Raw genomic sequence first — 24,505 nt, forward strand, 5'->3', positions numbered from 1 at the left:
GACATGCACGTCGAGCGTCAATGGAGGCGCGTACGCGAGTACGACGCCGCCGGAAATTCCGAAGCGGCGCGAATCGCCTGTCTGTCGCTCGTCCAGTCCGCGCCGGACCACGCCCCGGCCTGGGAGTACCTCGCGCAGATCGAGACGCAGCTCGGCCATTACCGCGCATCGCACTTCGCGGTCACGCAGGCGGCGACCGCGGTCATGCGGACCGGGGCACTGGCCCGGCTCTCGCACGTCACCATGAGACTGCTCGACTTCGACGAGTGGCTCGCCGTGCGCGAACTCATCACCGCGGCGGACTGGACGTCGAAGGATGTGTTGCGGCAGTCGCCGGTCCTCGCCCAGCACCTGATGCTCGCGGGCGACGATGCGGCGGCGCGGCGCCTGTGCCAAGCCGCGCAGCCGCACCTGCAGCCGGATCCGCGGCTGGCCTACATCGCCGGGCTCGCGTCGCGCAACCTCGGCGAGGCCGATGCGGCGGAAGCCGCGTTCGAGCGCGCCATCGGCATCGATCCTGATTTCTCGCCGGCGCACTGGTCGCTCGCGTATCACCGCCCCGCGGGCCTCGGCCGGGTGCCGCGGATCGAGGCGGCGGTCGGTCACCGGCGGACCGATGCCTCGGCAATGGCCGATCTCTGTTACGCGCTGTACCGCGAGAACGAACATGCGGGCCGCTTCGGCATCGCCTGGACGTGGCTGGCGCGCGGTGCCGCTGCGGCGCGTTCACGCATGCATGCCAGTGGTGTGGGCCCACGCGGCCGTGCCGGGACGTTCCATGTCGATCGGGTCGAGCCTCCGACGGAACGCGAAGCGGGCCTCGTGTTCATCGTGGGCCTGCCGCGCAGCGGCACGACGGTACTGGAACGCATCGTCGGGAACCACAGCCGCGTGTACGCCGCAGGCGAGTTGAACTCGTTCCATACCGCGCTCTGCCAGCAGATGGATGCGTTCCTGCCGTTACCTTCGACCACGCGAACGCCGCCGGAGCCCCGCGCATTGGAGCAGCTCGCGACGATGTATCGCCGCGCCGCGCAACGCCACGCCGTCGACGGCCGCATCGTCGTCGACAAGAACCCCGCGAATTTCCTCTATGCCGGCCTGATCGCGCGTGCATTGCCGGAGGCGCGCATCCTGTGCCTGCGTCGCGGCCCGATGGATGCGTGCTTCTCGAACCTGCGCGAGCTGTTCGAAGGAGACGCATATCCCTACAGTTATTCGCTCGACACGCTGGCCGAGCACTACGACTGGTTCGACCACATGCGTTCGGCGTTCGAGGTGGCGCTGCCGGGCCGTTTCATGACGGTGCAGTACGAGAGCCTCGTGGCGGATCCGCGTGCGATGGCCGAGCGCGTGCTCGGCTTCTGCGGGCTCGGTTACGAGGAGGGCTGCGAGCGCATCGAGCGCAATGCCGCTCCGGTTTCGACCGCGAGCGCATCGCAGGTCCGCGAGGCGGTGCATACCCGGGGCGTCGGCGCCTGGGAAGCGTACGCGCCGTTCCTCGAGCCGCTGCAGCAGCGCTTCGTCGAGCTGGGGGTGGTCCCATGAGCGCGCCGGCGCCGATCGATCGCACGGCAATCCGCCGACAGGCCGAAGCCTGCGCTGAAGCGCGCGACTTCCCCGGTGCGATCGCGGCGTTCGAGCGCTTGCGCGAGTCCGCGCCCGGCGACGCGGACGTGCTGCTGCAGTTGTCCTACATGCATTCGCTGGCCGGCAATTACCGTCGTGCGCGCGACTTCGCGTTGCAGGCGCATGCGACGAAGCCGCGCCAGCCGGCGGTGGTCAAGGAGCTGATCGCCAGGTTGCGCACGTTCAACGAGGGCGAGGCGCTGCTGGAATGCGTCGAGCGCCTGCCGCCGCTGCGCGATGTCGAAATCCCGCTGCTGTTGGCCTTCGCCGCGCAGCTGAGCTACCTCAACCTGCCCGAGCGAGCCGTCGTCTTCCTCGACGAGGCCCGCCGTGCCGATCCGGATTTTCCGCCGACGCTGCTGTCGCGCGCGCAGGTACTGACGTATCTCGGCCGCTTCGACGAGGCGCATGCCGACCTCGACCGCTGCGAGAAGCGTACGCCGGGCCTTCCGAAGCTCTGCTGGCTGCGATCCAATCTCGGCCGCAAATCGGTGGACGACCGTTTCGCGCGCACGATGATCGCGTCGCTGCAGCGTCCGAACCTCAAGCCCGACGACGTCGCGATGCTCGCGTTCGCCCTGCATGCCGAGCTCGATCGGCTCGGGCGCCATGAGCAGGCCTGGCAGGCGCTGGAACTCGGCTGCCGCGCCAAGCGGTCGACACTCGATTACGCCGCTCGGCAGACCGACGTGGTCGTCGACCGGCTGATCCGGTTGCTGCCGGCGTACGACGCACCGGACAACGCGAACGTCGATCCGATACCGGTCTTCATCGTCGGCATGCATCGTTCGGGCACGACGTTGCTGGAACAACTGCTGGCGGCGCATCCGGAGGTTCACGGCGTCGGCGAGCTCTACGACTTCACCAGCGCGATGCGCCACGCGACGGATCACCACTGCCGTGGGGTGATCGACGCGGGCATCGTCGACCGCGCATCGGGCGTCGAATTCGGCGAGGTGGGCCGCCGTTATCTCGACCGCATGCGCTGGCGCCTTGGCAGCGAGCGCTTCTTCACGGACAAGCTGCCCTCGAACTTCCTCAACGTCGGCTACATCGCGCGCGCGCTGCCGCAGGCGAAGATCCTGCACATGGTGCGCGACCCCGTGGAGACCTGCTTCTCCAATCTGCGCGAGCTGTTCTCCGACGCGAACGCCTACTCCTACGACCTCGGCGAGCTCGCGCATTACCACCGCCAGTACCGCCGGCTGATGACGCACTGGCATGCCACGCTGCCGGGCCGGATCCTCGATGTCGACTACGCACGCCTCACCGGCGATCCGGAACCGGTGCTTCGCGAGGTCGCCGCGTTCTGCGGCATCGACTTCGATCCCGCGATGCTCGATACGCGGGCGGCGCGACGTGGCGTGGCGACCGCGAGCGCGGTGCAGGTGAGGCAGGGGATCCAGAAACGCGACGTGCCCAAATGGGCGCCGTACGCGGCGCAGCTGCAGCCGTTGATCGACGCGCTGCGCATGTCCTGACGCGGCAGGCGCGACCCCGAAGCGAAAAAGGCCGCGATCTCTCGCGGCCTTTCCGTTTCGCTTTCGGATGGATCAGGCCAGACCGGCCTGCTTCATCACTTCCGCCGCGAAGTCGTCGGTCTGCTTCTCGATGCCTTCGCCGACGGCGAGGCGGACGAAGTTGACCACTTCGGCGCCTGCGGACTTCAGCGCCTGCTCGACGGTGCTGTTGGTGTCGAGCACGTAGGCCTGGCCGGTGAGGCACATCTCGTTGACGGTCTTGTTGACCTTGCCCGAGATCATCTTCTCGAGGATTTCCTGCGGCTTGCCGGTGTCCTTCACCTGGGCCAGCGCGATTTCCTTTTCCTTCGCCACGAAATCGGCCGGGACGTGCGCCGGCGAGATGTACGGCGGGTTCATTGCGGCGACGTGCATCGCGAGGCCGCGGGCCAGCTCGGCGTTGCCGCCCTTGAGCTCGACGATCACGCCGATGCGACCGCCGTGGACGTAGGCGGCGAGGGTGTTCGCGCTGTCGATGCGGGCGAGGCGACGGACCTGCACGTTCTCGCCGACCTTGGCGATGACGGCGGCGCGGGCTTCCTCGACGGTCTCGCCGGACGCGAGCTTGGTCGCCTTGAGCGCCTCGACGTCCTGCGCGGCGAGCGCGGCCTGGCCGACGGTCTCGACGAAGTTCAGGAAGTTGGTGTCCTTGGCGACGAAGTCGGTCTCCGAGTTCACCTCGACCAGCACCGCGGAGCCTTCGCCCTGGGCGGCGACGATGCGGCCCTCGGCGGCGATGCGGCTGGCCTTCTTGTCGGCCTTGGCGAGACCGGTCTTGCGCAGCCAGTCGGCCGCCGCCTCGATGTCGCCGTTGTTCTCGGTGAGTGCCTTCTTGCACTCCATCATGCCGGCGCCGGTGCGCTCGCGCAGTTCCTTCACCTGGGAAGCAGTGATCTCTGCCATGGGCGTAGCCTCATTCGTATGGGGAGGATGTCCCGCTGGGCGGGACGACGTGCAGGCGCCGACGGCGGCTGTCACGCGAAACTCTTGACCGCGGCGGCCACGGATTCCGTGGCCGCCGGGTGGAACCGCTTACTCGGCGGCCGGGGCCGGAGCGTCGGCCTTGCGCGGGGCGCCCTTCTTGGCCGGCGCGCGGCGCGGACCCTTGCGGTCCTCGGCGCCTTCGCCGCCCTCGGCGTTCGCGAAGTCTTCTTCGCGGACCGACGCGGCCTGCGGCGCGGCAGCCTTGCCCTCCAGCACGGCTTCGGCGGCGGCACGGGCGTACAGCTGCACGGCGCGGATGGCGTCGTCGTTGCCCGGGATCGCGTAGTCGACCAGCTCCGGGTCGTAGTTGGTGTCGACGACGGCGACGACCGGGATGCCGAGCTTCTTGGCTTCCTTGATCGCGATGTCCTCATGGCCGATGTCGATCACGAAGATCGCGTCGGGCAGGCGGTTCATCTCCTTGATGCCGCCCAGCGAGGCTTCCAGCTTGTCGCGCTCGCGGCGCAGGCCCAGCACTTCGTGCTTGACCAGCTTCTGGAACGTGCCGTCGGTCTCGGCGGCCTCGAGCTCCTTCAGGCGCTGCACCGACTGCTTGACCGTGCGGAAGTTGGTCAGCGTGCCGCCCAGCCAACGCTGGTTCATGTACGGCATGCCGCACAGCTCGGCCGCTTCCTTGATCGCCTCGCGCGCCGAGCGCTTGGTGCCGAGGAACAGGATCATGCCGCGACGCTGCGCGACGCCCGAGAGGAAGTTCATCGCGTCGTTGAAGAGCGGAACGGTCTTCTCGAGGTTGATGATGTGGATCTTGCCGCGGGCGCCGAAGATGTACGGGCCCATCTTCGGGTTCCAGTAGCGGGTCTGGTGGCCGAAATGGACGCCGGCTTCCAGCATCTGGCGCATGGTGATCTGGGGCATTGCGATAACTCCAGGCGGTGGAATCCGGCCGCGGGAAATGGAGCGGCCGCCCGCGTGGCGGGCATGGATTCCGGGGTTGGGCCTCCCTGCCGCGTCCGATGTCCGAACCCCGAAGGGCACCCCGGCATCGACGGTGGCGACAGGTGTGTATTCGCCGGGGAACCGCGGCTGGCGGTGCCCTGCGCCCGGCGTGGGCGGCTCGCGGTGGGCTGCGGAGCCGGAAAAGTCTAACCGGGACAGGGACTTCGGGCAACCGGCGGTGCCGAACGGCCCCGGGTGGCCCGGGCAGGCTGCGGCACATCGCGTGGGGATACCGCCGCGATGGCAAGTGATTCGACCCGTCAGGAAAGGTGATGTCGCATGCCGCAGCGCGGACGGTTACGCCACGGGTGCGGCTAGGTCGGGCCCGGCGCGGCATAATGTCGCGATGCCGATCACGCTCAAGACCCCCGAAGACATCGAGAAGATGCGCATCGCCGGCCGACTGGCCGCCGAGGTGCTGCAGGTCGTCGCTCCGCACGTCAAACCGGGCGTAACGACCGAGGAACTCGATCGCATCTGCCACGATCACATCGTCAAGGTGCAGGGCGCGATCCCGGCCAACGTCGGCTACAAGGGCTTTCCGAAGACGGTGTGCACGTCCGTCAACAACGTGATCTGCCACGGCATCCCGAGCCCCGGCAAGGTCCTGAAGGACGGCGACATCGTCAACATCGACGTGACCGTCATCAAGGACGGCTGGCATGGCGATACGAGCCGCATGTACTTCGTCGGCACGCCGTCGGTAATGGCCAAGCGCCTGGTCGACGTGACGCGCGAGGCGATGTTCCGCGGCATCCGCACGGTCAAGCCGGGCGCGACGCTGGGCGACATCGGCCACGCGATCCAGACGTACGCGGAATCCGAGCGTTTCAGCGTGGTGCGCGAGTACTGCGGCCACGGCATCGGCAAGATCTACCACGAGGATCCGCAGGTGCTGCACTACGGCAAGCCGGGCGAGGGCCTGGTGCTGAAGCCGGGCATGACCTTCACCATCGAGCCGATGATCAACGAGGGCACGCGCCACACGAAGGTGCTGCCGGACGGCTGGACCGTGGTGACCAAGGACCGCAAGCTCTCGGCGCAGTGGGAGCACACCGTCGCGGTCACCGAGGACGGCGTGGACATCCTCACCCGCGTGCCGGGCGACGACAACGACCTATGAGCGGCGCCGCGGCCCTCGACGCCGCGTGGCCCGTTCCCGATGAGGCTCCCGACGCCGCGTGGATCGCGGCGGCGCGCGCGTGGCTGGCGTCGACCGCCGCGCGCGATGCGGCGACCTTCGATGCCGGCGGCCCCGGGGTCGACGTCAGGCCGCTGCTCGCGCGTCGCGCGTCGGCGGTCGACGACGTCGTGCGCTCTGCATGGGCGCGGACACTGGGACAGGGTGGCGACGGTGGCGAGGTGCCGGCGCTGTTCGCCGTCGGCGGCTACGGCCGCGGCGAGCTCTACCCGCAGTCCGACGTCGACCTTCTGGTGCTGCTGGACGAGGCCGCGCAGCCCGACGCCGCGCCGGAAATCGCGCGCTTCGTGACGCTGCTCTGGGATGCCGGCCTGCCCGTGGGCCATGCCGTGCGTTCGACCGCGCAGTGCCGGGGCAGCGCCGCCGGGAACATCACCGTGCTCACCGCGATGCTCGAAGCGCGCGCCCTCGCCGCCGTGCCTTCCGCGTCGGAGCGCCTTCTCGATGCCATCGACGAATCCGAGGTGTGGCCGCCGGCGGCCTTCTTCGCCGCCAAGCGCCAGGAGTTGCGCGAGCGCCATGCGCGGTTCGGCGACACCGCCGACAACCTCGAGCCCAACCTCAAGGAAGGCCCGGGCGGCCTGCGCGACCTGCAGACATTGCGCTGGATGGCGCTGCGCGTGCTGCACACGGGCGACCTCGACTCGCTGACCACGCTCGGGCAGCTCGGCAACGACGAGCACGCCACGCTGCAGCGCCAGCAGGACGTGCTGGCGCGCCTGCGCTATGGACTGCATCTGGTCGCCGCGCGTCGCGAGGAGCGCCTGCGCTTCGATCACCAGAAGGCGCTGGCCGCGCGCCTGGGCTATGTCGATACGCCGGGCGCGCTCGCCGTCGAACAGATGATGCAGGCCTTCTACCGCAGCGCCGGCTTGGTGCAGCGCGTGGGCGAGCGGCTGCTGCAGCGCTTCGAGGAACAGCTCGAAGGCGAGGCCACGCCGGAACCGTTGGACGGCGATTTCTGCCTGCGTCGCGGCTACCTCGCCGCGGTGTCGAGCGACTGGCCCCGGGACGCATCCGATGTGTTCGCGTTGTTCGCCGCGTGGGCGGCGTACCCGGAGGGCGACGCCCAGGGCGCCATCCGCGGCCTGCACTCGCATACCGCCCGGGCGCTGGCCGAGTTCCTCGAACGCATGCCCGCGTATGGGAATGCGACGACGGAGGCGCGCGCAGCCTTCATGGCATTGCTGCGTGGCCGCCAACCCGTGCAGACGCTCACGCGCATGGCGCGCCTGGGGATCCTGGGCCGCTGGATCCCGGCGTTCGCCAACGTCTCCGGGCGCATGCAGTTCGACCTGTTCCACGTCTACACGGTCGACCAGCACACGCTGGCGGTGCTCGCCAACATCGCCGCGTTCGCGCGTGGCGGCGACGAACGCTTCTCGCTCGCGCAAGACGTATGGCCGCGCCTTCGCAAGCCCGAGCTCCTGCTGCTGGCCGCGCTGTTCCACGACATCGCCAAGGGCCGTGGCGGCGATCACTCGCAGCTCGGCGCGGTGGACGCGCGCGCCTTCGGCCAGGCGATGGCGTTGCCGGTCGGCGACGTCGCCACCGTCGAATGGCTGGTGGCGCAGCACCTTCTGATGTCGATGACGGCGCAGAAGCAGGACATCGCCGATCCCGAGGTCATTCATGCATTCGCGCAGAAGGTCGGCGACCGCGAACGGCTCGAACTGCTCTACCTGCTGACCTGCGCCGACATCGCCGGTACCTCGCCCAAGCTGTGGAACGCATGGAAGGACCGGCTGCTTGCCGATCTCTACACGTCCACGCGGCTCGCGCTGCGCCGCGGGCTGGAACATCCGCTCGAAGCTGACGAGCGTGCCGGCGAAACGCGCGCGACCGCTGCGCGCCTGCTGTGCGAAGCAGGGGTCGATGATGCCGCGATCGACGCGACGCTCGCGCGCATGCCGGCGATCGGTTTCCAGCGCGGGCGGCCCGACCAGATCGCTTGGCAGGCACAGGCGCTTATGGGCCTCGGCGATCGCGATACCTGCGTGGCCGTGCGCGCGCTGGCCGACGCGCGCGCCCTGGAGGTCTTCGTGCACTCGCCCGACCGCGACGGCCTGTTCGCCGCGATCGTGATCACGCTCGACCGCCTCGGCCTGACCATCGCGCAGGCGCGCGTCCTCGACGGCCCCGCAGCGCGGGTGTTCGACAGCTTCCAGGTGGTGCCTGCCGACGCGCGCCACCCACCGGCGCCGCAGGACGTCACGCAGCGGCTCGAGGCCGTGCTCGCCGGGCCGCTCGACGCGCTGCGTCCCGCACGCCGCACGCAGCCGCGCCACCTCAGGCATTTCCGCATCGCGCCGCAGGTCGGCTTCGACCGGCTGGATTCGCCGCCTCGCACGATGCTGAGCCTCGTCTGCACCGACCGCCCCGGCCTGCTGGCCGACGTCGCGCTGGTGCTGCGCGAGCAGGGGCTGCGCGTGCACGACGCGCGCGTCGCCACCTTCGGCGAGCGCGCCGAGGACGTGTTCCAGATCACCCGCGTCGACGCCGACGGAACCGACCGTCCGCTCGACGAACCCCACCAGGAGGCGCTGCGCACGGCGCTGCTCGCCTGCTTCGAAGGAGATTGTCCATGAGCCCACCGGCCAAGAAGACCACCGCGAAGAAGTCCGTCGCGAAGAAGACCGCCCGCCGCAAGGCCGTACCGAAGGGGCCGGGTGTCGAGGAGCTGAAGTTCGGCATCGACAGCGCCTGGGAGCGTCGCACGATGCTGACGCTCGACGAGATCGACGGTTCGACGCGCCCGCTGGTCAACCTCGTCATCGACCGCATCGAATCCGGCGAATACCGCGTGGCCGAGCCCGATGGCAAGGGCGGCTGGAAGGTCAACGAGTGGCTGAAGAAGGCCGTTCTGCTGTACTTCCGCACACAGGACATGGAAGTGATCGATGGTGCGCCCGCGCCGTTCTGGGACAAGGTGCCTGCGCGCTTCCAGGACTTCGACGAGTCGCAGTTCCGCAAGGCCGGCGTGCGCGTCGTGCCGGGCGCGATCGCGCGTCGCGGCTGCCATATAGCCAAGGACGTCGTGCTGATGCCGAGCTTCGTCAATATCGGCGCGTACGTCGGCGAGGGCACGATGGTCGACACCTGGGCGACGGTCGGTTCGTGCGCGCAGATCGGCAAGCACTGCCATCTCTCGGGCGGTGCAGGCATCGGCGGCGTGCTGGAGCCGCTGCAGGCCACGCCGACGATCATCGAGGATCATTGCTTCATCGGCGCGCGCTCGGAAGTCGTGGAAGGCGTGATCGTCGGCCACCACTCGGTGATCGGCATGGGCGTGTTTCTCGGGCAGAGCACGCGGATCTACAACCGCATGACCGGCGAGATCAGCTACGGCTACGTGCCGCCGGGCAGCGTCGTGGTGTCGGGCCAGCTGCCCGCCGCCGACGGCAGCCATTCGCTGTACTGCGCAGTGATTGTCAAGCAAGTCGACGAGAAGACGCGCGGCAAGACCTCGATCAACGACCTGCTGCGCGGGCTGGCGGACTGACATGGCGACCACGCTTTACGGCCTCGCCAACTGCGATACCTGCAGGAAGGCGCGCAACTGGCTCAAGCGCTTCGACATCGCGCACGACTTCGTCGACTACCGCGACGTGCGGCAGTCGCCCGAGACGCTCGTCGAGTGGAAGGAGAAGCTCGGTGGCTGGGAGGCGATGGTCAACAAGTCGTCGACGACGTGGCGCGGCCTGCCGCCCGCACGCAAGACGCCGGAATCCGATGCCGAGTGGAAGCTGCTGCTGCGCGAGTATCCGCAGCTGATTCGCCGCCCGGTGGTCGTGACCGACGACGGCACGGTGACGCAGGGCTTTTCCGACAACGGCTTCAAGAAGCGCTTCGGCATCGGCTGAGCGCAGGCGGCGAGGGAGGTAGGCATGAGCGACGTCCTGGATCTCACCCGTGCGCTGATCGAGCAGCGCTCGCTCACGCCGGACGACGCCGGCTGCCAGGCGCTTATCGCGGCGCGGCTGGAAGCGGCCGGCCTGCGATGCGAGTCGCTGCCCTTCGGCGACGTCGACAACCTGTGGGCCGTGCACGTCGGCGAAAGCGAAGGCCCGACGCTGGTGCTGCTCGGCCATACCGATGTCGTACCGCCCGGTCCGATCGAGAGCTGGACCAGTGATCCGTTCAAGCCCGACATCCGCGACGGACGCCTGTATGGCCGCGGCGCGGCCGACATGAAGGGCAGCGTCGCGGCCTTCGTCGTGGCGCTGGAACGTTTCGCGAAGGAATATCCCGCCCATCGCGGCCGCGTGGCGTTGCTGCTGACTTCGGACGAGGAGGGTGTCGCGCTCGATGGGGTGCGCAAGGTCGCCGAGCTGTTCCGCGAACGCGGCGAGCGCATCGACTGGTGCATCACCGGCGAGCCGTCGTCGACGGCGAAGCTCGGCGACCTGCTGCGCGTCGGCCGCCGCGGCTCGCTGTCCGCCACGCTCACCGTGCGAGGCATTCAGGGCCACGTGGCTTATCCGGAGAAGGCGCGCAACCCCGTGCACGAGGCGATGCCCGCGCTCGCCGAACTCGCCGCGCGTCGCTGGGACGAGGGCTACGAGACGTTTCCGCCGACCAGCCTGCAGGTCAGCAACATCCTCGCCGGCACCGGCGCGAACAACGTCATCCCGGGCGAGCTCCAGGTGCTGTTCAACCTGCGCTACAACCCGCACTGGAACGCGGCGAAGCTCGAAGCCGAGTGCGAGGCGATCATCGGCGCGCACTGCCGCGACTACACCCTCGACTGGCACCGCAGTGGCGAGCCCTTCTACACGCCGGACGGCGAGCTGCGCCGCGTCTGTCGCGAGGTGCTGACCGCGTTCGCGGGCGCGGCGCCGGAGGAGAGCACGGGCGGCGGTACGTCCGATGCCCGCTTCATCGCACCGCTGGGCGCGCACTGCGTCGAGATCGGGCCGGTGAACGCGACGATCCACAAGGTCGATGAGCACGTCACCGTCGACGACCTCGAGCGGTTGCCGGATCTCTATTTCGAGTTGATGCGCCGCCTGCTGGCCTGACCTCACCGGCCCTGCACGCGACGCACCTAGCATCGCGCGCATGGCCCGGTTGAAGATCGCGACGTTCAACATCAACGGCGTCCGCGCGCGGCAGGACGCGCTGCTGGCGTGGCTGCAGCGCGAGCAGCCCGACGTCGCCTGCCTGCAGGAACTGAAGGCGCCGGACGAGGCGTTTCCGCAGCGCGCCGTCGAGGCGCTCGGTTACGGCGCGATCTGGCACGGGCAGAAGTCGTGGAACGGCGTTGCCATCCTCGCGCGTGGCGCGCAGCCCGAGGAACGCCGGCGCGGCCTGCCTGGCGATCCCGACCCGTCGCAGAGCCGTTACCTCGAGGCCGACGTGAACGGGCTGCGCGTGGCCTGCCTGTACCTGCCCAACGGCAATCCGTGGCCCGGGCCGAAGTTCGACTACAAGCTCGCCTGGTTCGCGCAGTTGCATCGCCATGCGGCGCGCCTGTTGAAGGACGGCGTGCCCACCGTGCTCTGCGGCGACTTCAACGTCGTGCCGACCGACGAGCTCGACATCTACGACCCGAAGTCCTGGCGCACCGATGCGCTGTTGCAGCCCGAAAGCCGAGAGGCCTACTTCGCGCTGCTGGAGCAGGGCTGGACCGATTCGATCCGGCAGGTGCACGGGGACGCGAAGATCTTCACCTTCTGGGACTACTTCCGTCGCCACTGGGAACGCGACGCGGGCCTGCGCATCGACCACCTGCTGCTGAGCCCTCAGCTCGCGCCGATGCTGCGCGACGCGGGCGTCGATCGCTGGGTGCGCGGCCAGCCAGGCGCGAGCGACCACGCGCCCACGTGGGTGCTGCTGGACAGCGCGGGGGGAGCGAAGCCCAAACGCAGTGCGTCGACGAAGGCTCCGACCGAACTGGCGACGGCGACGAAGACGGGTGCGAAGAGGTCGAGCGCGTCGACGAACGCGGCCAGGAAGCAGGCCGGCACGTCTCCTGCGGCTGCCGCAAAGCGCGTGGTTCCCGGATCGGTCTCCGGAAAGACGGCCGCGAAGAAGTCGCCGGTACGAAAGACGGCGACCACGAAGACCGCGAAAAAGGCGCCTCGCGCGGGCGCGGCCGTCGCGAAGACCACTGCTGCCGGGGCTCGCCGAAGCGGATCACCGAAGAAGCCTTAGGCGGGCAGCGTCCGCCGAGAAAGCTGCTGGCTCGCGCACGCACGAACGAAACGCGCGGCGCCTGTCGATCCGGGACAGGCGCGAAACCAGCGGCGCTCAGGCCCCCTGCGCCGCCCCGATCGCATTCCCGGCGGCGACGCCGCGCTGCGACGGCCGGCTCGGGAACGAGTGTCGCAGGATGCGCCAGACCACCTGCCCGAACTGCTTCGGCAGCGAGCCGGTGTTGTAGTGCTGGCCGTAGCGCGCGCAGATGCGGCGCACTTCGACGCCCATCTCCGCATAGCGGTTGGCCGGCAGATCGGGAAACAGGTGGTGCTCGATCTGGTGGCTCAGGTTGCCGGACATCACGTCGAGCAGCCTGCCGCCCTTGATGTTCGACGAGCCGCGCACCTGGCGCAGGTACCAGCCGCCGCGCGTCTCGTTGACGACCGAGGACTTCGGGAACGTCTCGGCGTCCGCCGTGAAGTGCCCGCAGAAGATGATCGTGTAGGTCCAGAGATTGCGAAGGCCGTTGGCCGCGAGGTTGCCCAGCAGAACCGGCAGGAAGAACGGCCCGGCCAGCAGCGGGAACAGCACGTAGTCCTTGCCGAGCTGGCGACCTACCTTGCGCAGCGTCGGACGCAGCCTGGCGAAGAACTCGCGCGTCGGCGTGCGGCCACGCACCCAGTGCGGCACCTTGTGCGCCTGGATCGCGACGCCCCACTGGAAGAACAGCGCGAGCAGCAGCGCCGAGATCGGCTGCAGCAGGCAGAGCGGACGCCAGCGCTGCTCGGGGAAGATGCGCAGCATCCCGTAACCGATGTCGTCGTCCATGCCGCGCACGTTGGTCCACGTGTGATGCTCGTGGTTGTGCGTCTGCCGCCAGTTCTCGCTGGTGCCGACGATGTCCCACTCGTAGGTCTGCCCGTTGAGCGTGGGGTCGCCCATCCAGTCGTACTGGCCGTGGATGACGTTATGGCCCAGCTCCATGTTCTCGAGGATCTTCGACGAACCGAGCAGCAGCACGCCGATAACCCAGGCCGCGATGGACCACGTGGGCGCCACCGCCGTGCCGACCGCCGCGAGCATCAGCACTACGCGACCGGCGATGCCGGTGTAGCGCACGGCGCGCACGATGCGGCGGATGTAGTCGGCGTCGCGCTGGCCGAGGCTGGCGCGGGTCGCGTCGCGGAGCGCGTCGAGCTCGGCACCGAAGGCGTCGAGTTCGGCGGGCGTGAGATGTCGGCTGCGGGGCATTCGGGGGTCCGTGTTCAAAGATCGAGGACGAGGTCGTCGAGCGCGCTGTTCACGCAGATGCGCAGCGAGGCCGCGGCCTCGCGGTCGATGTCGCCGGTGCGGATGTCCTGCGACGCACCGGAGCGCTTACCGCAGGCGCAGCTGTTGCAGATGCCCATGCGGCAGCCCGATCGCGGCTGCAGCCCGGCGTCCTCCAGCGCGGTCAGCAGCGGCTGGCCGCGCGGCACCTGAAGCGTGCGTCCGCTCATCGCGAGCGCGACGCGCACGGTGCCGCCTTCGACAGCCGGTAGCGGCGGCGCGGTGAAGGCTTCGGCGACGAACGAATCGACACGCCCGTCGAGCAGCGCGCGTGCCCGCTCGACGAAGCCGTGCGGGCCGCACGCGAAAGCCTGCATGTCGCCGGCGAGGACGTCGGCGACCTGAGACTCGTCGATGCGGCCGGTGAGCTCGTCGCCGGCCTCCGCGGATTCGCGCGTCAGCACGAAGCGCACGCGGAGGTCGTCGTGCGCCGCGGCAGCGGCGCGCAGCTCGTCGACGAAGCTGAGCTCGTCGCGGGTGCGCGCCCAGTACATCAGCGTCAGCGGCGCGCGCCGAGCGCGTGCGGTCCACTCGCGCAGCATCGCCATCATTGGCGTAATGCCGCTGCCGGCGGCGAGCAGCAGAACCTGTGCGGACGCAGCCGGCAATGTCATTTCGCCAAAGGCCGTGCCGAGTTCGACGACGTCGCCGACCTGCGTCGAGAGACACAGGTGTGTGCTGACGCGTCCGCCCGCGATCGCCTTGACGGTGATTTCGACCGGGTCTCGCGCCGCGGAGGGCGCGGTGGGGCTGTAGGAACGGGTGACGCGGCGGCCATCGATCTCGACGGTCACGTTGACGTGCTGGCCGGCGGCGCAGCCCTGCCAGTGGCGGTTGGGCCGCAGCAGCAGCGTCACGCTGCCCGCGCCGTTGGGCCGCTTGGCGACAACGCGGGCGAGCGTTCGCTCCCAAGCGGCCGTGCGCGAGAGGTGCGAGGCCCAGAAGTCGAAGACGGCGGGATCCACGACGCGGCGAAGGGCCCGGCGGACCGGGCTGGCCGGACTTGAGCCCGGCAGAGGAGACATCGGCATGGTGCCCATTGTACGGGCGCATATACACGTGTCTATACAGGTGTATATCGGCGTTCAGGCTATGATCCCGGGCCACCGACAGGCGCCGCCCCTATCACTGCCGACCCCGCCCCCGACGTCGACCCGGCACCGGCCCGCAGGATCGCCATCACCCGCGACGACCTGCTGGACGCGGCTCTGCGCCTGATCGGGCCGCACCGCAGCGTGTCCAGCCTGAGTCTGCGCGAGGTGGCACGCGAGGCGGGGATCGCGCCCAACAGCTTCTATCGCCACTTCCGCGACATCGACGAGCTCAAGGTCGCGCTGATCGACCGCGCCGGCCAGTCGCTGCGCACGATCATCCGCGAGGCCCGTCTGCGCGCGAACGTGCCGCGCGGCGTCGTGCGAGCCTCGGTCGAGACCTTCATGTCGCAGCTGCGCGCCGACGACCGCCTGCTGCACGTGCTGATGCGCGAGGGCACCGTGGGCTCGGACGCCTTCAAGCAGGCGGTGGACCGCGAACTGCGGTTCTTCGAAGAGGAGCTGCAGGCGGATCTTGTCCGCCTCGCCGCCCTGCAGAACGCGCCACTGGCGCAGCCGGGGCTGGTCGCGCGGGCGATCACGCGCCTGGTGTTCGCGATGGGCGCAAGTGCACTCGACCTGCCGCCCGACCGCGACGCCCGCCTGGTCGACGAGATCTCGGCGATGGTGCAGATGATCATCCTCGGCGCACGCGCGGCTGCCGCGTCGGCGGCCGATCCTGTGGGCACACGTGCGTCGAAGGGCTGATCCGGGGGTCGCGGCGGACCGGCCGCCGCACCTGACATCGGGTCGGACGACAAGCGGACGGTCGCCGACGACGCCGATGACATGGCGGCCCTGCAGATGACTTCAATCCCCCGGTCAATGACGTCGTGGACGGCATTAGTGCAGTGAACGGGCTAGCCGGATGTCACGACTGACGGATCCGGCGCTAACGCCGCTGGAACGTTGGGCATCTCCCGGTAATAGGCTTCATCCGCGAGAACCAGCATGGCTGCGTCCTCGGCGGTGTCGCCGTATGCATAAGCGCGTGGAAAGGCCGACAGGTCCCATCTCGCACGGATCCGTCGGGCCTTTTCCGCGCCGACGCACTGGGCGCCCGCGTAGCCGCCGGTGAGCCGACCGCCGCGGCACGCCAGCGTGGAGCACAGCAGTTCCAGCCCGTGGGCCGCCGCCCAGGGTGCGAGTACGGCATCGAAGTTGCCCGACACCACGGCCACCGTGTCGCCACGCCGCTGGTGCCACTCGATTCGTGCCATCGCCGCGGGGCGGAGCAGGGCGGGTATCACGTCGCCGGCGAAGGCGGCACCCGCGGCTTGGTAGGCGGCGACCGGGACGCCCGCAAACGCTGCACGAGCGATCGCGGCGCGGATCGAGGTGCCGGACAGCCAGCCCCGCCGGTAGGCGAGGATCAGCGGCGCGAGCGGCGGCGTGGCCAGCGCCACCCGCCAGGCCGGCGTGGCGCCGCGCACGAACGCGGGAAGGGTGTCCCCCGTGGTGATGGTGCCGTCGAAGTCGAACAGGGCGAGATCCAAGTCACAGTCCATATGGCCGCTGGCTCGCCCGAAGCTTAGCGGCCGTGCGGGTCGTCGCCGGCCCTGAGACCCCGCGGCGGGACAATGGCCGGCCCCACCGCCCAGGACCTCCCCCATGTCCCAGACCGCGTCCAAGTCCCATGTCCGCCAGGCCTCGCGCACGCCCTCGCGTGAGGTTGCCTCCGATGCCGATCGCCTGCGCCAGGGCATGCCGCTGGAATCGGGCGAAGCGCTGCCGCCGCCGCCGGAGCGCCCGCTGCACTGATCGTCCGCCATCGCGCCGGGCCCACGGCCGCGTTGCAGCTCCGCAGGGCGGATGCTGCACCGCGGCCGCTTGCTACCATCGGGCGGTTGATCCAGTCCTGCAGAGGTTTCCCTTGTCCAGGTTGCTCGCCGTCTCCGTTCTCACCGCATCGATCGGCCTCGCGCTGGCACCGGCCCATGCCGCGAATGCACCCGACATCAGCGCCCAGCGCCTGTCGCAGATCGTCCGCACGCTCTCCTCCGACGAGTTCGAGGGCCGTGCACCGGCCACCGCCGGCGAAACCAAGACCGTCGACTTCATCGTGTCGCAGATGAAGGCCGCGGGCCTCGAGCCCGGCGGCGACATGAAGGACGGCAAGCGCGGCTGGACGCAGGCCGTGCCTCTGCTGCGCTCGGACATCACGGGCACGCCGCAGCTCTCGCTGGCCGTCGGCGGCAAGCCGCAGGTGCTGACGCAGGGCGAGCAGGTCGCGGTGCGCGCCGCGCTCACGGGCGCGAAGTCCGTGTCGATCGAGAACGCGCCGCTGGTCTTCCTCGGCTACGGCGTCAAGGCGCCCGAGCGCAACTGGGACGACTACGCGGGCGTCGATACCAAGGGCAAGATCGGCGTCGTGCTGATCAACGACCCGGACTTCGAGGCGGGGCAGGGCGACTTCGGCGGCAAGGCCATGACCTACTACGGCCGCTGGACCTACAAGTTCGAGGAAGCCGCGCGGCAGGGCCTCGCGGGCCTGCTGATCGTGCACGAGACCGAGCCGGCGTCGTACGGCTGGAACACGGTCAAGAATTCGAACACCAACACCATGTTCGACGTGGTGCGCGACAACCCGTCGGGCTCGCACCCGCAGCTGGAAGGCTGGATGCAGCGCGACGTCGCCGTCGACCTGTTTAAGCGCGCGGGCCTCGATTTCGACGCGCTCAAGAAGCAGGCGCAGACGCGCGGCTTCAAGCCGGTGGAGATCAAGGGCGCGACGTTCTCGGCCAAGTACGACGTCGACAGCCAGGTGATCACCTCGCAGAACGTGGTGGGCCGCCTGACCGGCAAGAAGCGCGCCGACGAGACCGTGATCTACAGCGGGCATTGGGACCACCTCGGCATCGGCCAGCCCGATGCGAAGGGCGATCGCATCTACAACGGCGCGGTCGACAACGCGACCGGCATCGCCGCGATGATCGAACTGGGCCGCGCGTTCGCGAAGGCGCCGCGCACCGATCGTTCGATCGTATTCCTCGCCGTCACCGCCGAGGAGAAGGGCCTGCTGGGCTCCGAGTACTACGCGTCCAAGCCGGTGTACCCGTTGGGCAAGACGGTGGGCGTGATCAACATGGACGCGCTCGACCCGAACGGGCTGGCGAAGAACTTCACCATCTCCGGCAGCGCGAAGCTCGATCTGCTCGACCGGCTGACCGGAACGGCGAAGACGTTCGGCCTCGCCTACAGCCCGGACCCGCATCCGGAAGCAGGCTACTTCTTCCGCTCCGACCACTTCCCGTTCGCCAAGCGCGGCGTGCCGGCGATCTCGTACGGGTCGGGCAACGACTGGGTGGACGGTGGCGTGGCCGCGGCCGAGGCCGACCAGGCCAAGTACACCGAGGAGCGTTACCACCAGCCCGCCGATCAGTGGGAAGCGAGCTGGACGTTCGCCGGCATGGCGCACGACCTCGGCATGCTCTACACGCTCGGCCGCGACCTTGCGAACTCCAACGACTGGCCGAACTGGAGCCAGGACTCGGAATTCCGCGGCGCGCGCGACCAGACGGCGGCGGATCGCCGCTGAGTCGGGCCGATGCGGAGAAAACGGGACCTTCGGGTCCCGTTTTCGTTTGCGGCTATCGCTTGGCGCGTGGCGACCGCGGTACGTCAGCCGCGCGCTTCGCATCGCGTGCTGCGCCCGCGCATGCGTGCGATTACTTCGGCGTCATCGCCACGTCGATGCGCTCGATGCGCCAGCGGCGCTGCTCCGCGGTCGAGCCCGGCACATCGTTCGCGTGGCGCAACACGACCTCGCCATGCCGCGGCCGCGAATTGCCCGGCACGAACGTGGGCTGGAACCGCACCGGCACCGTTACGTACATCGAGCCGGCCGCGCCCTCGACCCCGCCCGGCGCATCCACCTCGACGCGCGGCATGCCGAGTCGCGCGAGCTCGTCGCGGAACGCGGCCGCGGCGGCGGGATCGCGCCAGAGCGCGTCGGCGCGTGCGGTCGCTTTCTCGTCGATAAGGCCGAAATAGGTTTCGACGACCGTCGCCGCGGCCTGCGGGCTCGCCGCGTCCGGCGGCGTGCGGGGCTCGGGGAGGGAGGCATCGGGACTTGCGGCGGGTGGGCGCGCGGCCGCGTCGATAGACGGTGCCGTTTCGGCAGGTGATGACGCCGGCGCGGGCGCGGACGGCTCGCGCCGAATCGCATCGCCGGTCGTCGCCGCGGCCGGCGTGTCCCGGGCGTCGCGCGTATCGCCGGCGGGTGGCGACGGCTGGCAGCCGGCGAGTGCGATGCAGGCCACGAGCGCGGTGCTCGCGACTGAGCGGCGGGTGGCAGGGTGTCGGCGATTCATGGCGGCTCCCGGAGTCGAGACGCGGGAAGTGTGCCGCAGGGCTCGTGTAGCGATCATGCGCGCCGGCGAGCCATGCGCCGGAATGCATGCGGCGGTAGGGCCGTCGGCGTCCGCGAGGACCCTGCTGGGGCCTTGCGACGTGGCGGCAGCGAACTGCGTACCGTGCCGAAATGCCGATTGCCGAAGTTGAGGTCGCGCACAACGCCCGACTCGCCCTCGTTCGTGCCAGTGACGACCTGGCCCGTGTCGCCGTATCCGACGTCGTTCGCGTCGGTGGAACGGCTCGTTGCAATGGATGCCCAGCCCCGCGAACATCGAAGAAGAGGATGGCCATCCGGCTGCCGGGCGCCGAAGAGCGCGAGCAACCACGCGGTTTCGGCGGCAACGGAATAGTGAGGCATGGGCATTAGGCCGCCAGCATGGCTACCCGATGCTCGATGGCCCTGATCCCGACGGATGCGCGGCGCTCCCGTAGCGCCCTATAGAAGGATGCAGCCCCAGACCGACGCGGCGAGGACGAGGCTCAGCGTCACTGCGGCCGAGCCGAGGTCCTTCGCCATCCCGCTCAACGGATGGCGCTCGAGGCCGATCCGGTCGACCACCGCTTCGATGCCGCTGTTGAGCACCTCCACGATCAGCACCAGCAGCACCGAGGCGATCAGCAGCGCGCGCTCGACACGCTCGAAGTGGCCGAAGACGGCGACGGCGAGCAGCGGAAGGGCGACGACGACCTCCTGCCGGAACGCCGCCTCGTGTCGCCAGCACTGGCGCAGGCCGCGCATCGAGTGGGCGGACGCAGCCAGCAGACGCGCGACGCCGGCGTTGCCGGGCTTGCGGTGCATCGGCTGCGACTCGGCGGTCATGCGGGGCCCCGCGCCCGGCAGGGCTCTACGAGATCGCGCTCGTGGCGACGGGCCGTCGTGTCCACGTCGAAGAGGCCCAGGACCGTGGGAAACAGACTGTCGTGGCTGGTCGGCTGCGCGGCTCGCGAGCGCAGGCAGCCGACGTCGAGGTGGGTCTGCGCGGCGAACCCGCTCGAGAACCACATGACCATCGGGACGCCGGTCTGCTGGCGCGGCGCGATCGAGTAGGGCATGCCGTGCAGGTACATGCCGCGCTCGCCCAGCGATTCGCCGTGGTCGGACACGTAGACCAGTGCCGGATCGTAGTGTTCGAGCGCCGCGAGGCGCGCGATCAGCCCGGCCAGCACGTGATCGGTATAGAGGACCGCGTTGTCGTAGGCGTTGACGATCTCGTCCTGCGAGCAGTGGCCGAGTTCCGCATCGTGGCAGGCAGGGCGGAAACGTTCGAACGCCGGCGGGTAACGCTGGAAATAGCTGGGGCCGTGATTGCCCAGCATGTGCAGGACGATCACCCTGTCGCGCGCGCCGGGCGCGGCGGCGGCTGGAACCGCGCGCTGCAGGATCTCGTCGTAGCAGCGCAGGCCGTTGCAGAGTGCCGGGTCGCTCGACGGGGCGATCATGTCCAGCGCAAGGCCGCGGCAGACGCCCTTGCAGCCGCTCTGGTTGTCGTGCCATGCGACGTCGACGCCGACGCGCTGCAGTACGTGCAGGAACGACTCGTGCGCGCGTATCCGGCTCTCGTCGTAGTCGGCGCGACCGAACGGCGAGAACATGCAGGGCAGGGACACCTCCGTGCTTGTGCCGCAGGCGCTCACATGCGGGAAATTGATTACGCCGGCAGCCGCGAGCTCCGGCGTGGTATTGCGCCGATAGCCATCCATGCCCCAGTTCTCGGCACGCACGGTTTCGCCGACGACAAGCACCAGCAGTCGCGGCCGACGCGCGGCAGCGGAGGGGGCGCGCCGTGCGTCCTCGGCGACCGGAAGCAGCGGCGCCTGCGCGCGGTCGTCGCCCGACAGCGCCATCCGCGCGATGCCGTACAGGTAGTTGCCGGGCGTCACCAGGTATCGTACTTCGCGGTGGTTGCGCAGCAGCGACGACAGGTCCTTGAACGACAGCGCCGCGCCGGCCATCACCAGGCTCCACATCGCGACGAGGAACAGGCCGCGTACCGCGGCTGCGCGCAGGAATGGGCGAGCGGCGAGCCTGGTCCGCTGCACCAGCGCAGCGGGCAGGACGCCGTAGATCAGCAGGTGCATCACGAGCGCAGGCGTCATCAGTTCGCGCGACTCCGCCCAGTCCGTGTGCGCAATGTTGCGCAGCATGTCGCCGTCGAGGTAAACGCCGTAGGCGCTCATGTAATGGGCGGCGAGCGCGCTGCCCATCACGAGTACGCCCAGTAACTGCCGCGCCCACGCGCGCGCGAGCAGCAGCCCGAGCAGCAGCCCGTGCAGCCCGACGAGCAGCACCAGCAGCGCGCCCATCAGAGGGACCTGCCCTCCACTGGCCACCCAGGCCGCTTTCCAGAAGGCGCCGTTGGCGGTCAGGCCGAAATAGAGGCTGCCCAGCAGCGCCAGCGTCTCGACCGTGATCACGGGGCGCCAGTTCGCGACGGCGTCGCGCATGCGCGGCCATACGGGCGAGCCCATCGAAACGGTGCTCATGTTCCGCGCCCGATGGCACGCGGCCGCAGCATCATCGTGTAGAGCCCGAGCGCGACCGTCCAGCAGATCGTCGCGGCGACGACGTCGTGCGACATGAAGTGCGCGCCGCGAAGCTGCTGGTCGACGCCGAAGAGCAGCCCCAGCGCGACGCCGATGGCGAGGCCATGCCATCGCCACGCGGGTCGGACCACCAGCAGCATGAAATACAGCGCGAGCCACGCGTAACCGGCGCTCGCATGACCCGCGGGGAAGCAATGCCCCGCCCGGCGATAGCCGTCGCCGCCGTAGCGCGCGAGGTCCCAGGGGCAGGGGCGCGGGCTGAAGGACTTCAGCGCTGCGACGACGCCCGTGGATGCGGCGACCGACGCAACGAGGTACGCGAGCGGGCGGCGCCAGCGCGGGCTCCGGCGCAGCATCGCCACCAGCAGTGCCGCGGCCGCGCATAGCCATGCCAGCACGGAGGCGTCGTGGCCGCGTGCGTGCAGCAGGGCATTCGTGAGCCAGTGGTTTCTCAGCGCCCAGCGCCCGCCCTCCCAGGCGTACAGGCGGTCGGCGATCCAGAAGTCGCCGCCCGCGCCGACGAGCCACAGGCAAAGCGCGAGCGAGACCGCGAAGGGAAGCCAGAAAAGGCGCGTAACGTTGGGCTGCATGCCTGCCGCTGCCAGCTGCGTGGACGCGCAGGCTGACGGCGCCGACGTCGGAACGTCGTTGCACAAATGTCGGAAGAATGTCGGAACCGGCGCATGCCGCCGCCCGCATGCGCCGGCGTTCATACTCGACCGGTGCGCGAACGCCACGGGACACGACGCCGATGCGATTGCTGGTCATCGAAGACAACATCAACCTGGTCGGCAACATCGCCGCCTACCTCGAAGCGCGCGATCACGTGCTCGATGCGGCGCCCGACGGCATCACCGGCCTGCATCTCGCGCTGACGCACGAGTACGACGCGCTGATCGTGGACTGGATGCTGCCGCGCATGGACGGACCCGACCTGATCCGCAGGCTTCGCGAAGAGGGCCGCAGCGACGTGCCCGTGATCATGCTGACTGCGCGCGACGAACTGCCCGACAAGATCGCCGGTTTCCGCGCCGGTGCGGACGACTACCTGACCAAGCCGTTCGACCTCCCGGAACTGGAAATCCGCCTCGAGGCGCTGCTGCTGCGCAGCCGCGGCCGATCGCGCAGCACGGCTCTGGAAGTGGAGGATCTGCGGCTGGATCTCGCGACGCTCGAGGCGACGCGAGGCGGTGAGCCCGTGCATCTGTTCCCGGCGGGACGCCGGCTGCTCGAAGTGCTCATGCGCGCGAGCCCGGCCGTCGTCACCCGGCAGCAGCTCGAATCCGCCCTGTGGGGCGACGATCCGCCCGACGGCGACATGCTGCGTTCCCACATATACGAGCTGCGCCGCGCGGTCGACGGGGGCGCCGCGGTCAAGCTGATCCAGACGGTTCCGCGCGTGGGCTACCGCCTGGGCAGGGCGCGCGCGACGGGCGGCGACGCATGAGGGCGCTCGGCCGCGGCAGCCTGCGCCGCCGCATCACGATCTGGCTGCTGGTGTACGCGGCGGCACTGACGCTGGCGGTGGTCGCGCAGGGCACGGTGGTCATCGAGTACGTCGAGCGCATCGTCTGGCGGTCGCTGCTCACCGTCGAGCTCGACCACTTCGTCGAACGACACAGGCTGGAGCCCGGCTATCGCGTGGCCGGGACGCCGGGGCTGCGCGTCTATGCGAGTACCGATGCCCGCGATGCCGCTGCAATGCCGGAAGTGCTTCGGGGCCTCGACGAAGGCCTGCACGACGACCTGCGCGTTGGCGACACCGAAGTCGTCGCGCTGGTCCGCGACTACGGCGGCGAACGCTATACGCTGGCGATGGACATCGAGCAGTTCTCGCGCGAGGAATCCCGCTTCGAACTGCTGACGCTGGCGGCCGCGCTCGCCATGTTGCTGCTGGTGAGCCTGTCGGCCGCGCTGGGCGTGAGTTACCTGCTGCGACCGCTGAGCCAGCTGGCCGGACGGATCGGGGCGCTGCAGCCGGCGCGGGGCGCGGCGGAGATCACGCTTGAACGCGGCGCCGGCTCCGAGCTGACGGTGATTGCCGACGCGTTCAACGACTTCCTGCGGCGCAACAGGCAATTCGTCGAGCGCGAAACCACGTTCGTGAACACCGCCAGCCATGAGCTGCGAACGCCGATCGCGGTCATCAATGGTGCCGCCGAGCTGGGACTGCAGCCCGGCGCGGACCCCGCCTCGATGCGCGAGCAGCTCGAGCGCATCCGCCGCAGCGCGCGCGAGATGGACCACCTCGTCACCCTGCTGCTCGCGCTCGCGAAGGATCCGGCGAAGCTCGCTCGCAGCAACGAACCGTTGGCCCTGCACGTGCTTCTTCCGCAGGTGGTCGAGGACCATCGGCACCTCACGGTGGGCAAGTCGCTGCAGCTGAACCTCGAGCCGCTGCCCGAATGCGAGATCCACGCGCCACCAGGCATAGTGCGTGCGGCGATCGGCAACCTCCTGCGCAATGCGATCGAGAACAGCGACCAGGGCGTGATCGACATCGCCCTCGACCGGAGTGGCACGGTCACGATCCGCGACCCGGGGCATGGCCTCAGCCCCGAGCAGATCAGTGCGATCTACCTGCGCATGGCGCGTGGCGGCGGCGAATCCGGAATCGGGCTCGACCTGATCGCACGGCTCTGCGACCACTTCGGCTGGCGCCTGTCGTTGCAGTCCGATGCAGGGCGCGGCACGACCGCGGTACTGCAGCTGGGTGCGGGCTGACGGGCATTCGACGGCTGCGCATCCGCGGG

General features: G+C 69.6%; 22 protein-coding genes. 13 read left to right on the forward strand and 9 right to left on the reverse strand.

The window, feature by feature from the left end:
• Window positions 1-3: 3 nt before the first annotated feature.
• Complete coding sequence (locus IE066_RS02900) at window positions 4-1,548, forward strand: sulfotransferase family protein (protein ID WP_189446844.1); 1,545 nt, start codon at window positions 4-6, stop codon at window positions 1,546-1,548.
• Window positions 1,545-3,110: a tetratricopeptide repeat-containing sulfotransferase family protein gene (locus tag IE066_RS02905; protein ID WP_189446846.1), complete on the forward strand. Its 1,566-nt coding sequence runs from the start codon at window positions 1,545-1,547 to the stop codon at window positions 3,108-3,110. Before IE066_RS02900 ends, IE066_RS02905 begins: the two co-directional genes overlap by 4 nt.
• A gap of 72 nt (window positions 3,111-3,182) precedes the next feature.
• Here IE066_RS02905 and tsf read toward each other — a convergent pair whose 3' ends face one another.
• Both tsf and rpsB read right to left on the reverse strand, forming a co-directional pair.
• Window positions 3,183-4,052: a translation elongation factor Ts gene (gene tsf / locus IE066_RS02910; protein WP_189446848.1), complete on the reverse strand. Its 870-nt coding sequence runs from the start codon at window positions 4,050-4,052 to the stop codon at window positions 3,183-3,185.
• 129 nt (window positions 4,053-4,181) lie between these two features.
• A complete protein-coding gene (gene rpsB / locus IE066_RS02915) occupies window positions 4,182-5,009 on the reverse strand; it encodes a 30S ribosomal protein S2 (protein WP_189446850.1) in 828 nt (275 codons plus the stop codon).
• Window positions 5,010-5,436: 427 nt separating this feature from the next.
• On the opposite strand from rpsB, the gene map reads away from it, so the two are divergent.
• From map to xth, 6 genes are read left to right on the forward strand one after another with little or no spacing between them, the layout of a single operon-like run.
• Complete coding sequence (gene map, locus IE066_RS02920) at window positions 5,437-6,213, forward strand: type I methionyl aminopeptidase (protein ID WP_189446852.1); 777 nt, start codon at window positions 5,437-5,439, stop codon at window positions 6,211-6,213.
• Window positions 6,210-8,879, forward strand: a complete 2,670-nt coding sequence (gene glnD / locus IE066_RS02925) for a [protein-PII] uridylyltransferase (RefSeq protein WP_189446853.1) — start codon at window positions 6,210-6,212, stop codon at window positions 8,877-8,879. The genes map and glnD overlap by 4 nt, the downstream gene beginning before the upstream one ends.
• Window positions 8,876-9,793, forward strand: coding sequence for a 2,3,4,5-tetrahydropyridine-2,6-dicarboxylate N-succinyltransferase (gene dapD, locus IE066_RS02930; protein WP_189446854.1), 918 nt, complete (start codon window positions 8,876-8,878; stop codon window positions 9,791-9,793). The genes glnD and dapD overlap by 4 nt, the downstream gene beginning before the upstream one ends.
• A 1-nt stretch (window position 9,794) precedes the next feature.
• Complete coding sequence (locus IE066_RS02935; protein WP_189446855.1) at window positions 9,795-10,154, forward strand: Spx/MgsR family RNA polymerase-binding regulatory protein; 360 nt, start codon at window positions 9,795-9,797, stop codon at window positions 10,152-10,154.
• Between the two features lie 24 nt (window positions 10,155-10,178).
• Window positions 10,179-11,312 (forward strand): succinyl-diaminopimelate desuccinylase, encoded by a 1,134-nt coding sequence (gene dapE, locus IE066_RS02940; RefSeq protein ID WP_189446856.1) that lies wholly within the window; start codon window positions 10,179-10,181, stop codon window positions 11,310-11,312.
• A gap of 40 nt (window positions 11,313-11,352) precedes the next feature.
• Window positions 11,353-12,447, forward strand: coding sequence for an exodeoxyribonuclease III (xth, locus tag IE066_RS02945; protein WP_189446857.1), 1,095 nt, complete (start codon window positions 11,353-11,355; stop codon window positions 12,445-12,447).
• 96 nt (window positions 12,448-12,543) lie between these two features.
• On the opposite strand, the gene IE066_RS02950 is transcribed toward xth, so the two are convergent.
• Together IE066_RS02950 and IE066_RS02955 are read right to left on the reverse strand one after the other, a co-directional pair.
• Complete coding sequence (locus tag IE066_RS02950; RefSeq protein WP_189446858.1) at window positions 12,544-13,683, reverse strand: fatty acid desaturase family protein; 1,140 nt, start codon at window positions 13,681-13,683, stop codon at window positions 12,544-12,546.
• A 14-nt stretch (window positions 13,684-13,697) separates the two neighbouring features.
• Entirely contained in the window at window positions 13,698-14,726 is a 1,029-nt protein-coding gene (locus tag IE066_RS02955; protein ID WP_229790637.1) for a ferredoxin reductase, read from the reverse strand.
• Window positions 14,727-14,885: 159 nt separating this feature from the next.
• Between IE066_RS02955 and fabR the strand changes: the two genes are divergently transcribed.
• Entirely contained in the window at window positions 14,886-15,560 is a 675-nt protein-coding gene (gene fabR, locus IE066_RS02960; protein WP_189448766.1) for an HTH-type transcriptional repressor FabR, read from the forward strand.
• 152 nt (window positions 15,561-15,712) lie between these two features.
• On the opposite strand, the gene IE066_RS02965 is transcribed toward fabR, so the two are convergent.
• Entirely contained in the window at window positions 15,713-16,348 is a 636-nt protein-coding gene (locus IE066_RS02965; protein ID WP_189446861.1) for an HAD-IB family hydrolase, read from the reverse strand.
• A 115-nt stretch (window positions 16,349-16,463) separates the two neighbouring features.
• On the opposite strand from IE066_RS02965, the gene IE066_RS14720 reads away from it, so the two are divergent.
• On the forward strand, window positions 16,464-16,613 hold the full coding sequence (locus IE066_RS14720) for a hypothetical protein (protein ID WP_229790638.1): 150 nt from the start codon (window positions 16,464-16,466) through the stop codon (window positions 16,611-16,613).
• A gap of 112 nt (window positions 16,614-16,725) precedes the next feature.
• Complete coding sequence (locus IE066_RS02970) at window positions 16,726-18,390, forward strand: M28 family metallopeptidase (RefSeq protein ID WP_229790639.1); 1,665 nt, start codon at window positions 16,726-16,728, stop codon at window positions 18,388-18,390.
• A 130-nt stretch (window positions 18,391-18,520) separates the two neighbouring features.
• Here the strand turns inward: IE066_RS02970 and IE066_RS02975 are convergent, their stop codons facing one another.
• The 4 genes from IE066_RS02975 to IE066_RS02990 form a co-directional block, all read right to left on the reverse strand.
• The gene (locus IE066_RS02975) at window positions 18,521-19,165 is read right to left on the reverse strand and encodes a hypothetical protein (RefSeq protein ID WP_189446865.1); all 645 of its coding nucleotides are present in this window, start codon (window positions 19,163-19,165) and stop codon (window positions 18,521-18,523) included.
• A gap of 479 nt (window positions 19,166-19,644) precedes the next feature.
• Entirely contained in the window at window positions 19,645-20,028 is a 384-nt protein-coding gene (locus tag IE066_RS02980; RefSeq protein ID WP_229790640.1) for a diacylglycerol kinase, read from the reverse strand.
• On the reverse strand, window positions 20,025-21,692 hold the full coding sequence (locus IE066_RS02985; protein ID WP_189446867.1) for a phosphoethanolamine transferase: 1,668 nt from the start codon (window positions 21,690-21,692) through the stop codon (window positions 20,025-20,027). Before IE066_RS02985 ends, IE066_RS02980 begins: the two co-directional genes overlap by 4 nt.
• On the reverse strand, window positions 21,689-22,342 hold the full coding sequence (locus tag IE066_RS02990; RefSeq protein WP_189446870.1) for a phosphatase PAP2 family protein: 654 nt from the start codon (window positions 22,340-22,342) through the stop codon (window positions 21,689-21,691). Before IE066_RS02990 ends, IE066_RS02985 begins: the two co-directional genes overlap by 4 nt.
• A gap of 161 nt (window positions 22,343-22,503) precedes the next feature.
• On the opposite strand from IE066_RS02990, the gene IE066_RS02995 reads away from it, so the two are divergent.
• Together IE066_RS02995 and IE066_RS03000 are read left to right on the forward strand one after the other, a co-directional pair.
• Complete coding sequence (locus IE066_RS02995; protein WP_189446872.1) at window positions 22,504-23,199, forward strand: response regulator transcription factor; 696 nt, start codon at window positions 22,504-22,506, stop codon at window positions 23,197-23,199.
• On the forward strand, window positions 23,196-24,476 hold the full coding sequence (locus tag IE066_RS03000) for a sensor histidine kinase (protein ID WP_189446874.1): 1,281 nt from the start codon (window positions 23,196-23,198) through the stop codon (window positions 24,474-24,476). Before IE066_RS02995 ends, IE066_RS03000 begins: the two co-directional genes overlap by 4 nt.
• Window positions 24,477-24,505: the final 29 nt, after the last annotated feature.

It is taken from the genome of Cognatilysobacter xinjiangensis, assembly GCF_014651995.1.
GTDB classification, from domain to species: Bacteria; Pseudomonadota; Gammaproteobacteria; order Xanthomonadales; family Xanthomonadaceae; genus Cognatilysobacter; species Cognatilysobacter xinjiangensis.